We start from the raw sequence: 15,282 nt of genomic DNA, 5'->3' as shown, positions 1-15,282 counted from the left end.
CGTCGCATGTCGGGCGGGTCATCGCGCCGGCGCCCCGTAGCCGCCGCCGCCGGGGGTCTCGATCACCAGCACGTCGCCCTCCCGCATGTCGATACGCGCGGTGGACGCGAGCGCTTCGATCGTGCCGTCGGCGCGTTCGACGCGGTTCGCGCCGCACGCGCCGTCCGCGCCGCCCGCCAGCCCGAACGGCGCGACGCGGCGGCGGTTGCTGAGGATGCCGGCGCGCAAGGGGCGAAGGAAGCGCAGGCGGCGGACGGTGCCGTCGCCGCCGCGATGCTGCCCCGCGCCGCCGGAGCCGCGACGGATGGCGAAGCGCTCGACCAGCACCGGGTAGCGCGTTTCCAGCACCTCCGGATCGGTCAGCCGGCTGTTGGTCATGTGCGTCTGGATCGCGTCGGCGCCGTCGTGACCGGGGCCGGCGCCCGCGCCGCCGGCGATCGTCTCGTAATATTGATAGCTGTCGTCGCCGAAGGTGAGGTTGTTCATCGTCCCCTGGCTGCCGGCCATCGCGCCGAGCGCGCCGAGCAGCGCGTCGGTGACGACCTGGCTAACCTCGACATTGCCCGCCACCACCGCGGCGGGCGCGCGCGGGTTGAGCATCGAGCCATCGGGAACCACGATCGTGACCGGGCGCAGGAAGCCCTCGTTGAGTGGCAGCGACTCGTCCACCAGCAGGCGGAGGACGTAGAGGACCGCGGCGCGCGTGACGGCGAGCGGGGCGTTGAAATTGGTCGGGCGTTGCGCGCTGGTACCCGCGAAATCGATCGTCGCGCTGCCCGTGGCGCGATCGACGCGGACCGCGACCTCGACCGCGGCGCCGTCGTCCAGTTCGTAGCGGAAGTGGCCATCGGGCAGCGTGGCGATCATGCGCCGCGCCATCGCCTCCGCATGCGACTGGACGTGCGCCATGTAGCGGGTGACGACGGCCGTGCCTTGCCTGGCGGCGAGCTGGCGCAGCCCGTCGGCACCGCGCGCGCAGGCGGCGACCTGCGCGGCGAGGTCGGCGACGTTCTGGTCGATGTTGCGCGCCGGCCATGCGCCGCCGGCGAGCAGATCGCGGACCGCGCTCTCACGCAGCACGCCGTCGTCGACGAGCAGCACGTCGTCGAACACCACGCCCTCCTCGGCCAGCGTGCGGCTGTCGGGCGGCATCGAGCCGGGGGTGGTGCCGCCGACGTCGGCATGATGGCCGCGCGCCGCGACGAAATAGGCCGGCGCGTCCCCACCCGCGAACACCGGCATGACGACGGTGATATCGGGAAGGTGGGTGCCGCCGCGATAGGGATCGTTGAGCGCATAGACCTGCCCGTCGCGCATCGTCGTGCCGCGCGTGGCGATGACGGTGCGGATGCTCTCACCCATCGAGCCGAGATGGACCGGGATATGCGGCGCGTTGGCGACCAGCCCGCCCTCGGCATCGAACAGCGCGCAGGAGAAGTCGAGGCGCTCGCGAATGTTGACCGAGGCGGCGCTGCGCTGGAGCGCGGCGCCCATCTCCTCGGCGATGCCCATGAAGAGGCCGGCGAAAATCTCGAGGCGCACCGGATCGACCGCCGCGTCCTGCGTCGCGGTGCGGTGCGCGGCGGTGCGTTCGAGCAGCAGCGTGCCCTCGGCGAGGACGCGCGCCGACCAGCCGGGCTCGACGACGACGGTCGAGACCGGGTCGACGATCAGCGCCGGGCCGGCGAGCAACGCATCGGCGGCGAGCGTGTCACGGGCATGGACCGGTACGCGGTGCGTAGCGCCGGCGAGGTACATGTCAGCCGTGGCGAGCGGTGCCGCTGACGTCGCGGGAAGCGCAGGCGGGGGGAGGCCGACGCCGTCGTTGCCGTCGCTCGCCTCGACACGGAGTTGTTCGACCACCAGCGCATCGTCACCGACGAAGCCGAAGCGCTGGCGGTGCGCGGCGGCGAAGGCGTCGCGCATCCGCGCGGGCGTGTCCCATGGCACCGCGATCGTCTGGTCGTTGCGGGCGTAGCGAAGGTGGGCGAGCGCGTCGGTGCGGATCGTGTCGCGGGCGACGCCCTGCGCCGCGAGCGCGGCGGCGGCACCGTCGCGAAGCGTGGCGAGTGCGGCGTCGAGCGCGGGGTCGTCGAGGGAGAGCGCGACAGTGGCGTCGCGGACGATGCTGCGTGCGGCGAGCCCGATTCCGACCGCGGACAGGACGCCGGCGAGCGGATGGATCAGCACCCGTTCCATGCCCAGCGCATCGGCGACGAGGCAGGCGTGCTGCCCCCCGGCACCACCGAAGCAGGCGAGCGCGTACGACGCGGGATCCTCGCCCCGCGCGACCGAGACGGCGCGGATCGCGCGCGCCATGTTGGCGACGGCGATCGCGACCAGCCCCTCGGCGGCGGCCGCGCGCGCAAGTCGTTCGCCGGTGGCGGCTTCGACGTCGTCGAGCAGCCGGACCAGCGCGGCCTCGGCGGCGGCGCGATCGGGCGGGAGATCGCGGTCGGGGCCGAACAGCGCGGGAAAATGCGCCGGCTGGATCTTGCCGAGGATCAGGTTGCAATCGGTGACGGTCAGCGGCCCGCCGCGGCGGTAGCAGGCCGGGCCGGGGTCGCTGCCCGCCGAGGCGGGACCGACGAGCAACCGCCCGCCGTCGAAATGGCAGATCGAGCCGCCGCCGGCCGCGACGGTATCGATGCGCATCATCGGCACCGCGACGCGGACGCCCGCCAGCACAGCGTCGGAACGGCGGTCATAATGGCCGGCGTAGAGCGACACGTCGGTGGAGGTGCCGCCCATGTCGAAGCCGATCACACGGTCGAATCCGGCAGCCCGCGCAGTGCGCGCCATGCCGACGATCCCGCCAGCCGGGCCGGAGAGCAGCGCATCCTTGCCGCCGAAGCGGTCGCCGGCGACCAGCCCGCCGCTGGATTGCATGAAGAGCAGCCCGTCGCCCAGCGATGCCTCCAGCCCCTCGACATAGCGGCGGAGCACGGGCGACAGATACGCGTCGGCGAGCGTGGTATCGCCGCGCGCCACCAACCGGATCAGTGGGGCGGTGCGGTGGCTGACCGAGACCTGTGTGAAGCCCGCAGCGCGGGCGAGCCCGGCGAGTGCCGCCTCGTGTGCGGTGTGCTTCCAGCCGTGCATGAGGACGATGGCGACCGCGCGCAGTCCGGCGTCATAAGCGCGCGCGAACGCGGCCGCGGCGGCGTCGCGATCGAGCGGGGCAAGGACGGTGCCGTCCTCCGCGACGCGCTCGTCGATCTCCACCACATCGGCGAACAGCGGCGCGGGACGGCGGATGCCGCGCGCGAAGATGTCCGGGCGGTCCTGATAGCCGATCGTCAAGGCGTCACCGAAGCCGCGCGTGATCGCGAGCAGCACGGGCACGCCGCGGCGTTCGAGCAGCGCGTTGGTGGCGATCGTGGTGCCGATGCGGATCGCGCATGCGGGCAGCGCAGCGTCGCCAACGCCGGTCAGCTGGCGGATCGCCGCCTCCGCCGCGTCATGGCGACGATCCGGATCTTCGGACAGCAGCTTCGCCGTTACCAGCGCGCCGTCGGGGCGACGCGCGACCACGTCGGTGAAAGTGCCGCCGCGGTCGATCCAGAAATGCCATTCGCTCATAGTGCGACTGACTGCCACCGATTGTGCGCGCCCGCCAGTACGACGGCACCATGGCGACGCCAGCGGCGTTGGACCTCGATGACCCAAGATGACGAACGATGGATGCGGATGGCGATCGAGATCGCGCGCTCTAAGGGGAGCGATCCTTCCACCTCCCCGCTCGGTGCCGTAATCGTGCGCGGTGACCGCGTGATCGCCGCCGAGCGCAACCAGACCAAGGAATTGCCCGATGCGACCGCGCATGCGGAAATGATGGCCATTCGCCGCGGGTGCGAGGCGGAAGGCGAGCTGGAGCTGCGCGATGCGACGCTCTATTCGACGCTGCAACCATGCGGGATGTGCACGATGGCGTCGGTCTGGTCGAAGGTCGGGCGCGTCGTCTACGGCGCAGGACGCGGCGACGTGCACGAGATGTATTTCGAGGCACGTCACGTGAACACGCTGGACTTCATTGCCGACGCCTACCGCGATGACATCGTCATCGAGGGCGGGTGCCTTCGCGAGGAATGCGCCGCGCTTTACTATCCGCCCGACGCCGAATTGCCGCGCGACGAACAGGCCAATCTGTGATCCGGAACAATGATATAAATCAAGTGTAGGCGGGATATTTCGAACTGTTGCCGGGTTGGGCGCGCGAACAGCGAGGAGCGCGCAGCATGGCGACCGTGGCAGGGACTCCGGCGGGAACGGGTGGCGGAGGAGCGGAGCGGGCTGCCGAAGAGCGGCGGCGCGCGACCCGGCCGCTTGAAGCGCTCAACTTCTTCATGGCGGACATGCAGGCCGGCATCGGCCCGTTCCTGGGCGTGTTCCTGCAACAGCGCGGCTGGACAGCCGGGCCGATCGGCTCGGTGATGACCGCCGGCGGCGTGGCGGGGATGCTGATGACCGTGCCGGCCGGCGCGTTCATCGACCATACCGAGAAGAAGCGGTTGCTGGTGATCGTCACCGGCATCTGCACGGTGATGGCGTCGTTCCTGATCCTGCTCTCGCAATCCGGCTGGATCGTGACGGTCAGCCAGGTGGCGACCGCGATCGCGGGAGCGGCGATCGGTCCGGCGGTGACCGGCATGACGCTCGGTATCGTCCGACAAAAAGGCTTCAACGCGCAGAACGGGCGTAACCAGGCGTGGAACCACGCCGGCAACATGGTCGGCGCGGGGCTGTCGGGGTATCTCGGCTGGAAGTTCGGGATGCCGGCGATCTTCTATCTGGCGGCGGTCTTCGGCGTGCTGGCGATCGGCAGCGTGCTGATGATCCCGGAAAGGGCGATCGATCACCGCGCAGCACGCGGCCTGGAGAAGGGCGACGCGGACGCCGCGGGTGGGCACGCCGAGGGGTTCAGGACGCTGCTGCGCAACAAGCCGATGCTGATCCTCGCGGCGGCGCTGGCGTGTTTCCATCTGGGCAACGGTGCGATGCTGCCGCTGTACGGCCTTGCCGTCGTCGGTGCCGGCAAGGGTGATGCGGCGATCTTCACCGCCACGACCGTCGTCGTCGCGCAGGCGGTGATGATCGTCGCGTCGCTGGTCGCGATGCGGATGTCGGCGGGGCGCGGATACTGGCTGGTGCTGCTGATCTCGTTCGCGGCGCTGCCACTGCGCGGCTTCCTTGCCGGGACGTTCATCGAGCATTGGGGCGTGTGGCCCGTGCAGGCGCTGGACGGAATCGGCGCGGGGCTGCAGAGCGTCGCGGTGCCCGGGCTGGTCGCATGCCTGTTGAACGGCACCGGGCGCGTCAACGTCGGGCAGGGCGCCGTCATGACGATCCAGGGGGTCGGCGCGTCGCTGAGCCCCGCGATCGGCGGGTGGCTGGCGCAGGAGCTTGGATATCGGACCGCCTTCTACGTGCTGGGGAGCTTCGCGGTGGTGAGCGTGACGTTGTGGATCGTGTTCGCGGGCGTGGTGCGGCAGGCGTGCGCGCAGGCCGGCGACGACGCGCGCGGTGGCGCCGCGCGATGATGCTGGCGACCGCCGCGACCTGGGCCATCTGCGCTGCCGCCACCGCGGGGGTGATCGCGCGGCCGTTCCGCTGGCCGGAGGCGATCTGGGCGGTGACCGGTGCGGTGCTGCTGCTGGTGTTCGGGTTGCTCGCGCCGTCCGAGGCGCTGGGCGCGATCGGCAAGGGTAGCGACGTCTACCTGTTCCTGATCGGCATGATGCTGCTGAGCGAGACTGCGCGCGAGCAGGGATTGTTCGACTGGGTCGCCGCGACCGCGGTCGGCCATGCGCGGGGATCGCCGGGGCGGCTGTTCCTGCTGGTCTATGCGACCGGCGTGGTCACGACGACCTTCCTGTCGAACGACGCGACGGCGGTGGTGCTGACACCGGCCGTCTATGCCGCGGCGCGCAAGGCGAAGGCCGAGCCGTTGCCATTGCTGTTCGCGTGCGCGCTGATCGCGAATGCGGCGAGCTTCGTGTTGCCGATCTCCAATCCGGCGAACCTCGTGCTGTATGGCGGCAGGATGCCGCCGCTCGAGCAGTGGTTCGCGTCGTTCGCGCTGCCGTCGGTGGCGGCGATCGTCGTGACGTTCGCGGCGTTGCGGATCGTGGAACGCGCGCGGCTGACGGGCACGTGCGAGCGGGATGTCGCGCGCGTACCGCTGACGAATGCGGGCAAGGCGGCGCTGGCGGGAATCGCGGCGACGGCGCTGCTGTTGCTGGTGGTGTCGGCGCTCGATCGGCCGCTGGGATTGCCGACCTGCGTGGCGGGGATGGCGACGATGCTGGGCGTGGCGGCGCTGGTGCGGCGCGCGCCGACCGAGACGATGCGCGCGGTATCGTGGAGCGTGTTGCCGCTGGTCGCGGGGTTGTTCGTGCTGGTCGAGGCGCTGGACCGCACCGGCGTGATCGCGCGGGTGGCGGCGGCGCTACGTGCGGCGGCGAGCGACCCGGTGGCGGGCGCGGCGTGGAGCGGCACCGTGCTGGCGTTCGCGTCGAACCTGATGAACAACCTGCCCGCGGGGCTGGTGGCGAGCACTGCGGTGGCGCAGGCGCATCCGCCGCGGCTGATCGTCGACGCGCTGCTGATCGGAGTCGACCTGGGGCCGAACCTCTCGATCACCGGCAGCCTGGCCACGATCCTGTGGTTGCAGGCGATCCGGCGCGAGGGCGAGGACGTGGGGTTCTGGCGGTTTCTGAAGGTGGGGGCGGCGACGATGATCCCGGCGCTGGCGGCGGCGCTGGGGGCGCGCCTGCTGATCGGGTGAGCGGCGCGCGCCCCCGCGCGTCAGCGGTGCGCGCTGCGCAGCCGGGCGACGCCGATGCTGTCCATCATCAGTTCGTACTGCGCGGGCGAGAAGCCGGCGTGGAGGAAGCGCTTCAGCTCGTCGGTCGGGACGGTATAGCCATAGTGCCAGCCGAGCACCGCGATGCGGCGCAGCGCCTCGAGCCGTTCGTCGGCGAGCATGCGGTTGTGCGGCGGCTTGAACAACACCGCCAGTGCGACGGCGATGCGCCCCGGGCGGTCCAGCGACGCTAGCCGGTCCTGACGGGCGAGTGCCACCACGGACCATTCAAGCGCGCTGAGCCGCGCGGGCGCGTCGGTCGGCACCGGATCGGCGCACGGGAAGACGGCAGCGGCAGGCTCGGCCATGGCGGACTGGGCGTTGGCCGGCTGGGCGCTGGCGGACTGGGGGGCGGTGGTGACGACAGCGCGATCGTCGTCGAGCATCAGATAGGCCATGGGCGGACTCCCTTGAGGGGCGGGCGAATACGGGCGGGCACAGGCCGCCGACGGGCGCGGACGCCCGGGATGGCCGGCAGGAGAGGAAAGAGCGGTGGAAGCGACCTTCAGGTCGCGCCGGGGCAGACGAACAGACGAGGATCCATGGGCGGCTCCTGCGATGCTGAGGCGCCGCCGCGGCGTCTCATTCCGTACCACCTGGTATATAAAGCCGATTCGGGGTCGTCAACGGCTTTCTGTACCGATCGGTAATTTTATCTAGGTCAGCCCGCGGGCCACATCGCCAGGGTGGTGTCGACGATCTGGTCGAGATCGGCACGCGTCGCGCCCGAGGCAGCGAGGACGGCCATCCCTTGCAGCAATGCGTACAGGTAGAATGCGAGCCCTTGCGGATCGAGCTGTGCCGGCAAGTCTCCGTCGCGCTGCGCCTGCTGGAAGCGTCCGACGAGCGCGGCGTTGGAGGAGGCGCGGCGCTGCGTGATGTGCGCCTTGATCGAATCGGCTTCCGCCCCGCACACCGTCGCGCTGATGACGCCCATGCAACCCTTCGGGTCGCGGGTGCTGGTCTGCGCCGCTACAGCGCCGCGCATGAAATGTTCGGCGACCCCGCGGGCGGTAGGCTGTTTCAGCGCCTCGCGCGTGTAAGCGAGCTTCTCCGCCTCGTAGCGGTCGAGCGCCTTGTGGAACAATTGCTCCTTGTTGCCGAACGCCGCGTAGAGACTGGGCTTCGTGATGCCCATTGCCGCGGTAAGATCAGCCATGGACGCGCCGTCATAGCCCTTTGCCCAGAACACGCCGAGCGCCGCGGTGAGCGCCGCGTCGATGCAGAATTCGCGCGGCCGCCCACGCGTGGCAACGGGAGCATCGGCGGTGGTGATCGATTCCATAACGGACGGTATATAATGTGGTCGGTGGCCTGCGTCGAGGGGCGGTGCTTGACCCGCCGCAGTGGCTCCCCGATACCAAGCGGCAACGTCGATATGGGAGAGACCGGGCCAGCCCCGGCGCCGAAGGAGCAACCGCCCCGGAAACTCTCAGGCAGAAGGACCAGATCGGCGACGGACATCTGGAGAGAGGCGTAGAGGGAGCATTCCCCCGCACGCCCGCCGACGGGATAGCGATCTCAGGCGCAAGGGACAGATGGGGCATGGACCCGACGAGGTGAGGATACCCATGCGCGCCGATACACCGACGACATCTGCGCTCGACCGCTGCGCATCGCGCCCGATCAGCATCACCGAATTGTTCACGATCGGCGTCGGCCCGTCGAGCTCGCACACCGTCGGCCCGATGCGCGCGGCGTTCGACTTCGCGCAGCGCGCGGTGGCGCAGGCGGCGGGCGTGGTGGCGGTGCGCTGCGACCTGTACGGATCGCTGGCGCTGACCGGGCGCGGGCACGCCACCGACACGGCGGCGATCCTCGGGCTGGCGGGATGGGAGCCGGAGCGGCTCGATCCCGACGCGGCCCCGGCGTTGCTGGCGGCGATCCGCGAACGATCGAAACTGCTGCTGGCGGGAGAGCGAGCAATTCCGTTTGCGGAAGCGGCCGATATCGTCTTTCACCCGCGCGACTTCCTGCCCGAACACCCCAACGGCGTGACCTTCACCGCGCGGCTCGGCGACGGGACGGGCTATGCCGAGACCTACTTTTCGATCGGCGGCGGCGCGATCCTGCGCAAGGGCGCCCCGGCCGCCGCGCAGAACGTGGCGGTGCGGCACCCGTTCTCGTCGAGCGCCGAGCTGCTGACCGCGGGCGACCTGACCGGCTTGTCGATCGCCGCGATCGTGCGCGCCAACGAGGAGGCGTGGCGCGAGCCGGCGGAGGCGGACGCGTTCCTCGACGCGGTCCGCGATGCGATGAGCGCGTGCATCGACCGCGGGATCGCGCAGGACGGGGTGTTGCCCGGCGGGCTGAAGGTACGGCGGCGCGCCCGCGCCCTGGAGCAGGCGCTGACCGGCGACACACCGGGACGCAACCCGGCGGAGGTGTTCGAATGGGTGAGCCTGTGGGCGCTGGCGGTGAACGAGGAGAATGCCGCCGGCGGACGCGTGGTGACCGCGCCGACCAACGGCGCGGCCGGCGTGCTGCCGGCAGTGCTGCGTTTCTATGAGACGCTGGTGGCGCAGGACGCACCAGCGGCGGTGCGGCAGGACGGCGCACGGCGCTTCCTCTACACCGCCGCTGCGATCGGAATGCTCTACAAGAAGCGCGCGTCGATCTCGGCGGCGGAGATGGGGTGCCAGGGCGAGGTCGGGGTCGCCTGCTCGATGGCGGCAGGCGCGCTGGCGGCGGTGCTGGGCGGCAGCAACCGGCAGATCGAGAATGCCGCGGAGATCGGGATGGAGCACAATCTGGGGCTCACCTGCGATCCGATCGGCGGGCTGGTGCAGATCCCGTGCATCGAGCGCAACACGATGGGTGCGGTCAAGGCGATCAACGCCGCCTACCTCGCCCTGCGCGGCGACGGCAGCCATGTCGTCAGCCTGGACGCGGTGATCGAGACGATGCGCCAGACCGGCGAGGACATGCGCACCCAATATAAGGAAACGAGCCTGGGCGGGCTGGCGGTGAACGTCGTGGAATGCTGAGCACTGCAGCGGCAGGACGCGTGTGCGACGCACGCCCTGTCGCCCGGCAGAGTGGGCTGCGATCGGCTTCGCGAAGTCGATCCGCGGTTCGGCTCCTTACTGACGCTGGTAGAGGTGGCCCGGCGCAAACCGGCGTGACGGCCAGCGCACTAACGGGATCCTCAAACGTGCCTCGATCCAAAACGTCGATCGGCTTCGGTGGGCGGTCATCCCGGACATGGTCCGGGGCACCAGCGGCGAGGCTCCCGGAGGTAGCGGCGCAGCGCCGTGAAGGCCGCGGGTCGGCAAGCAGGCGTTCCGCTGGCGGGGCTGTGATCCTCGGCGTCGCCGGTCAGCGACCGCGGGCACAGGTTGTCGGCGTTCCCCGAGAGCAGCCGTCGGTCGGCCGGGCGCACCTGCGCGCACACGTTCGTGGTGGCGCCAGCGGACTTTTTTCAGCAGGCTGACGTCCTCCGCACAGGCGGGGGATCGTCCGACGAAGGCGTGCCGGCGCCAAGAGCGATCGACATTCCGCCGGCCTGCAAGCGCCGCCATTGCGAGCGCAGCGAAGCAAGCCAGAGCGTCGTGCCGCACGCCGGATTGCTTCGCTACGCTCGCAATGGCGGATGGAGGGAGCAAGTCTGTCCAATCGTGGCAGCGCGGTTCGCCCGAAGAGATCGATCATCTTCATCGGTGAGCAGTCCGGCACCCGCGACGCGCGGGATGTCGATCCCGCCTGGCGCTCGCGGTGCTGACCGGCGGCGGCGCCTGGACGATCATGCTTGCGTGATGGCGGAGCGCGCCCCCTCCGTCACCGGGTTCACGCGATCGCGCGACCGTCGGGTCGATCGCTTGCGGACACGATCGGTGGCCTCGGTGACACCGGTTCGACAGGCGCTTGCTCCGCGGCCTTCGCAGGTCATCTCGGTTCGCCGATGCGGCGGACGGGACAGGCGGGACGGACCCGAGCGCCGAAGCGGGTTGTTATTGTCTGAGCATCGTGCGTAATCGCGTGGACTTGGTCGAGATCGGAATGTGGGTGACTCCGGAACTGCCGCGAACGCTGGTGGACTATCTGAGCAAATCGCGCGTCGCGCTGGCGGTGGCGACCGCCACCGACGATCATCACCTGTTGATGGTCAACGACTCCTTCTGCGCGCTGACGGGTTATTCGCCGGACGACGTCGTCGGGCGCAATTGCCGCATGTTGCAGCGCGATGCCGCCAACGATGAGCCGCGCGCGCGGCTGCGTGAGTTCCTGGCGGAGCCGCGCCAGGCGAGCGTCCGCACCGCGATCATCAATTTCCGCAAGGACGGCACGCCGTTCGTAAACCTGCTCTACATGTCGCGGTTGCGCGCGATCGACGGGGCGACGCGCTATTTCTTCGCGTCGCAGTTCGATGTCAGCCGGTCGCAGCCCGACATGCTGTCGGAATACGAGGCGCAGCTGGGAAGCACGCTGGCGCGGCTGGCGCCGCTGGCGAGCGATGCGGGCGTGGTGGTCGAGGGCACGTTGCTGACGATCGCGACCAGCGCGGCGACGATCGCGCAGGCCAAGATGATGCTCGCCAACCTGGAGGCGGGCGGCGATGCATAGCGGCGTCACGCCGGATATCGCGGCGGCCTTCGCGGACGCCACCGCGCCGGTCGTGCCGGTGGTCGGGATCGGCGCATCGGCGGGTGGGCTGGAGGCATTGCGCGAGATGCTCGGGCCGGCGCAGATGCCGACCGGGCTGGCATTCGTCGTCGTCCAGCACCTGGACCCGCACCACGAAAGCATGCTGGCGGAACTGCTCGATCGCCACACAACGCTGGACGTGCTGCAATGCGCCGGCGGCGAAAGGATCGCGGCGGACACCGTCTATATCATTCCCCCGGGGCGCGGGCTGGCGATCAATGGCGGCGTGCTGGAGCTGACCGATTTCCAGCAGCCGCGCGGGCTGCGTCGCCCGATCGACGACTTCTTCCTGTCGCTGGCCGGCGACCAGCAGGCGAATGCGGCGTGCGTGATCCTGTCGGGCACCGGCGCCGACGGGACGACCGGGCTGCGCGCCATCAAGGAGCATGGCGGCGTCGGCATCGTCCAGCAGCCGGAAAGCGCGCGCTACGACGGGATGCCGCTGTCGGCGGTGGGGACCGGGCTGATCGACTTCGTGAAGCCGGCGGGCGAGATCCTGGCCTGCCTGCAAGGCTTTTTCCGCCGTCGCGACCGCGACCGTGCGCAAGGTTCGGGAGCCGCGGAGGCCGGTGTCGTCGTCGAACATGTCGACGAGCTGTGCCGCGTGCTGCGCAATGCGATCGGCCACGACTTCTCGGGCTACAAGCGTTCGACGCTGGTGCGCCGCGTCGAGCGACGGATGCACGTGCTCGGGATCGAGACCGGGCGCGCGTATCTGACGCGGATCCGCAACGACGCCGACGAGTGCGAGGCACTGTTCCGCGACCTGCTCATCAACGTCACCCGATTCTTCCGTGATGCCGAGGCGTTCGAGGTGTTGCGCACGCGCGTGGTCGCGCCGTTGCTGCGTGATCGCACGGCGGACGAGGACCTGCGCATCTGGGTGCCGGGCTGCTCGAGCGGCGAGGAAGCCTATACGATCGCTATGCTGTTCGCGGAGGCGGCGCGCGAGTCCGGCGAACCGCTGGCGGTACAGATCTTCGCGACCGACATCGACGAGCAGATGCTGGCGATCGCGCGCGAGGGCAGCTATCCGGCCGCGGCGCTCGCCGACCTGCCGCCGGCGCTGCGCGAGCGTTACGCGGTGCCGCATGCCGATCGCTTCACGATCGCGGCCGCGATCCGCGACATGATCCGCTTTTCCAGCCACAGCCTGGTGAAGGATCCGCCTTTTTCCCGGATCGATCTGGTGTCTTGCCGCAACCTGTTGATCTATTTCGACGACCGCTTGCAGCAAGCGGTGCTGCCGCTGTTCCATTATGCGCTGAAGCCGGGCGGTTACCTGTTCCTGGGACCATCGGAGAGCGTCGGGCGGTTCGAACAATTGTTTCCGCCGGTCGACCAGCATGCACGGCTGTTCGAACGGGCGCCAGGGCCGACGACCTATCCGATCGACCTGCCGGGCAACGGCGTGCCCGTCGTCTCGCGGCGCGAGCGCGACGGCCGTGCCGAAATGCCGGCCGTATCGCGCGAGAATGTCGCAATCCGACGGATCGTCGAGCGTTATGCGCCGGCCAGCCTGATCGTCGACCAGGATGGCGGAATCGTGTCGGCCTATGGCAAGCTGAGCCGCTATTTCGAGTTTCCGGTGACGCGCACGGGCGGCAGCAGCGCGGTGAACCTGGCGCGGCCCGGATTGCGCGCGGTCATCGGCCCGCTGCTGCGGCAGGCGCGCGACGAGCGACGGCGCGTGGTGGCGCGCGACGTGGCGGTGGAGACCGACTTCGGCATCCAGCCGGTCGAGGTGATCTGCGACCCGCTGGGCGATCGCAGCCTGCTGTTCGTGTTCCGCGACTCTGGACCGTTCCGCCCCGCCGAGCAGGGCGAGCTGCAGGACCTGACCGCCCATGACGACCATCTGGAGGCGATCGAGGACGAGCTGCGCCAGACCCGCCATCGCCTCCGCTCGGCGATCGAGGAACTGGAGACCGCGAACGAGGAGCTGAAGAGCTCCAACGAAGAGATGATGTCGATGAACGAGGAGTTGCAGTCGACCAACGAGGAGCTGTCGACCGTCAACGACGAGTTGAAGGGCAAGGTCGAGCAACTGACCGTCGCCAACTCGGACCTTCGCAACTTCTATCAATCGACCGAACTGGCCGTGGTGGTGCTGGACGGGGCGCTGCGCGTGCGCAGCTACACCGCCGCCGCCACCTCGATCTTCCCGCTGCAACCCGGCGACCGCGGGCGGCTGCTGAGCGACGTCGCGAGCCGGCTGCGTGGAACCGAGTATCTCGACGACGCGCGCGCGGTCGCCGGTGGCGCGCCCGTGACGCAGCGCCGCGTGAACACCGCCGACGGCACGCGCGTGCTGTCGCTGCGCGTGCTGCCGTACCGGACGCAGAGCGGCGCGATCGACGGCGCGTCGCTGGTGCTGACCGATATCACCGAGGCGTTGGCGCTGGAGCGCCAGCTGGCGTCGGAGCGCGAGCGGCTGGACCTTGCGATCAAGGCGGCCGGGATCGGGGTGTGGGAATATTGCCCGGAAACCGGTGAGACGGTGATCGACGCGGTCGAGCAGCAATTGTTCGACGTTCCGGATGCCGACACGACGCGGATCGACGCGTTGCTGGAGCGGATCGAGCCGGAGGACCGCGCGGCGGTCGAAGCTGCGCTGCGCCGCGCCGTGGAGCGAAACGGCGATTACGAGGCGACGTTCCGGGTGCGCACCACGCACGGCGATCTGCGCTGGGTCAAGGGCTTTGGCCGTGTCGTGGCGGGTAGTAACCCGCCGCGACTGGTGGGCGTGTCGATCGACGTGACCGCCGAATATGCGCTGGCCGAGACGCGCGACCTGATGCTGCGCGAAATGAACCACCGCGTGAAGAACCTGTTCGCGGTGATCGCCGGGATGATCACGGTCGCGGCGCGCAGCCAGAGCGACGTGCGGGCCTTCGCCAACGACCTGCGGCATCGTATCGCGGCGCTCGGTTCTGCGCACTCGCTGGCCGCGCCGGCCGGGCAGCCGCAAGCGATCGGCCTGGCCGAACTCGTCGAGATGACGCTGGCGCCGTACCGCGACCATTCGCGGATCGCCGTCGAGGGGCCGATGGTGGCGCTGGATCGCAACTGCCTGTCGTCGCTGGCGCTGGTGCTGCACGAATGGGCGACCAATTCGGTGAAATACGGCGCGCTGGACGGCGATGCGGGGGCGCACGCCGACGTCGGGCTGTCGGTCAGCTGGACGTACGAAGGCGACGGGCTGGAATTGATATGGGACGAGTGCGGGAACGGCGAGCATGACGCGGCGGACACGCCGCGCGGCTTCGGTTCGCTATTGGTGGAGACGAGCGTGCGACAATTGCGTGGCGAGGTACGGAGCGAGGCGGCGGGACGATCGTTCCGCCTGCGTATGAAACTGCCTGCGAGTGTGCTTGCCCGTGACTGACCTCCCGACCGACGACGTGCTGCTGGTGGAGGACGAGCTGTTCATCGCGCTCGATCTGCAGGAGACGATCGAGGAGGCGGGCTTCCATGTCGTGGGGCCATGCGCGACGATCGTCGAGGCGCAGGCGGAGATAGACCGGTGCAACGGGCGGTTCGCGGTGGCCGTGCTGGACGTTCGCCTCGCCGACGGCACGGTGTTCGCGGCGGCGGACCGGTTGCAGGCGGCGGGCGTGCCGTTGCTGTTCCACTCGGGCCATGCCGACGATGCGGCATTGCGACAGCGCTATCCCAGCGCGACGGTCTGTCCGAAACCGAGCGCACCCGATACGCTGGCCAGCGCGCTGAAGCGTTGTGCGGAGCGGCGGGACGCGGCCTGATCCGCTGAC

The 15,282-nt window shown here is 69.9% G+C and carries 10 protein-coding genes and 1 riboswitch; of the genes, 7 read left to right on the top strand and 3 right to left on the bottom strand.

What is annotated here, in order from left to right; genetic code table 11:
- Positions 1-18 precede the first annotated feature (18 nt).
- Positions 19-3,582, bottom strand: a complete 3,564-nt coding sequence (locus SPHPHY_RS0112465; protein WP_022687021.1) for a hydantoinase B/oxoprolinase family protein — start codon at positions 3,580-3,582, stop codon at positions 19-21.
- A 78-nt stretch (positions 3,583-3,660) separates the two neighbouring features.
- Here SPHPHY_RS0112465 and SPHPHY_RS0112460 point away from each other — a divergent pair, with 78 nt between their 5' ends.
- The 3 genes from SPHPHY_RS0112460 to SPHPHY_RS0112450 all read left to right on the top strand — a co-directional run bounded on the left by SPHPHY_RS0112460 (position 3,661) and on the right by SPHPHY_RS0112450 (position 6,787).
- Positions 3,661-4,152, top strand: a complete 492-nt coding sequence (locus tag SPHPHY_RS0112460) for a nucleoside deaminase (RefSeq protein ID WP_022687020.1) — start codon at positions 3,661-3,663, stop codon at positions 4,150-4,152.
- 86 nt (positions 4,153-4,238) lie between these two features.
- Positions 4,239-5,540, top strand: a complete 1,302-nt coding sequence (locus SPHPHY_RS0112455) for an MFS transporter (RefSeq protein ID WP_022687019.1) — start codon at positions 4,239-4,241, stop codon at positions 5,538-5,540.
- On the top strand, positions 5,537-6,787 hold the full coding sequence (locus SPHPHY_RS0112450; RefSeq protein ID WP_028056865.1) for an arsenic transporter: 1,251 nt from the start codon (positions 5,537-5,539) through the stop codon (positions 6,785-6,787). Before SPHPHY_RS0112455 ends, SPHPHY_RS0112450 begins: the two co-directional genes overlap by 4 nt.
- A 20-nt stretch (positions 6,788-6,807) precedes the next feature.
- Here SPHPHY_RS0112450 and SPHPHY_RS20115 read toward each other — a convergent pair whose 3' ends face one another.
- On the bottom strand, positions 6,808-7,263 hold the full coding sequence (locus SPHPHY_RS20115) for a hypothetical protein (protein ID WP_022687017.1): 456 nt from the start codon (positions 7,261-7,263) through the stop codon (positions 6,808-6,810).
- A 263-nt stretch (positions 7,264-7,526) separates the two neighbouring features.
- Positions 7,527-8,150, bottom strand: coding sequence for a TetR/AcrR family transcriptional regulator (locus SPHPHY_RS0112440; RefSeq protein ID WP_022687016.1), 624 nt, complete (start codon positions 8,148-8,150; stop codon positions 7,527-7,529).
- A gap of 84 nt (positions 8,151-8,234) precedes the next feature.
- Positions 8,235-8,323, top strand: a riboswitch (glycine riboswitch).
- Positions 8,324-8,436: 113 nt separating this feature from the next.
- On the opposite strand from SPHPHY_RS0112440, the gene SPHPHY_RS0112435 reads away from it, so the two are divergent.
- The 4 genes from SPHPHY_RS0112435 (at position 8,437) to SPHPHY_RS0112420 (ending at position 15,273) form a co-directional block, all read left to right on the top strand.
- Positions 8,437-9,852, top strand: coding sequence for an L-serine ammonia-lyase (locus SPHPHY_RS0112435; protein ID WP_022687015.1), 1,416 nt, complete (start codon positions 8,437-8,439; stop codon positions 9,850-9,852).
- Positions 9,853-10,831: 979 nt separating this feature from the next.
- Positions 10,832-11,428, top strand: coding sequence for a PAS domain-containing protein (locus SPHPHY_RS0112430; RefSeq protein ID WP_231370418.1), 597 nt, complete (start codon positions 10,832-10,834; stop codon positions 11,426-11,428).
- Positions 11,421-14,897: a CheR family methyltransferase gene (locus tag SPHPHY_RS0112425; protein ID WP_022687013.1), complete on the top strand. Its 3,477-nt coding sequence runs from the start codon at positions 11,421-11,423 to the stop codon at positions 14,895-14,897. The genes SPHPHY_RS0112430 and SPHPHY_RS0112425 overlap by 8 nt, the downstream gene beginning before the upstream one ends.
- Positions 14,890-15,273, top strand: a complete 384-nt coding sequence (locus SPHPHY_RS0112420) for a response regulator (RefSeq protein WP_231370417.1) — start codon at positions 14,890-14,892, stop codon at positions 15,271-15,273. The genes SPHPHY_RS0112425 and SPHPHY_RS0112420 overlap by 8 nt, the downstream gene beginning before the upstream one ends.
- The last annotated feature ends 9 nt before the right edge of the window (positions 15,274-15,282 follow it).

This window comes from Sphingomonas phyllosphaerae 5.2, assembly GCF_000419605.1.
GTDB lineage: Bacteria > Pseudomonadota > Alphaproteobacteria > Sphingomonadales > Sphingomonadaceae > Sphingomonas > Sphingomonas phyllosphaerae_B.
The sequence above is the reverse complement of the archived record's forward strand: the minus strand, read 5'-3'. Positions and strand labels throughout refer to the sequence as shown.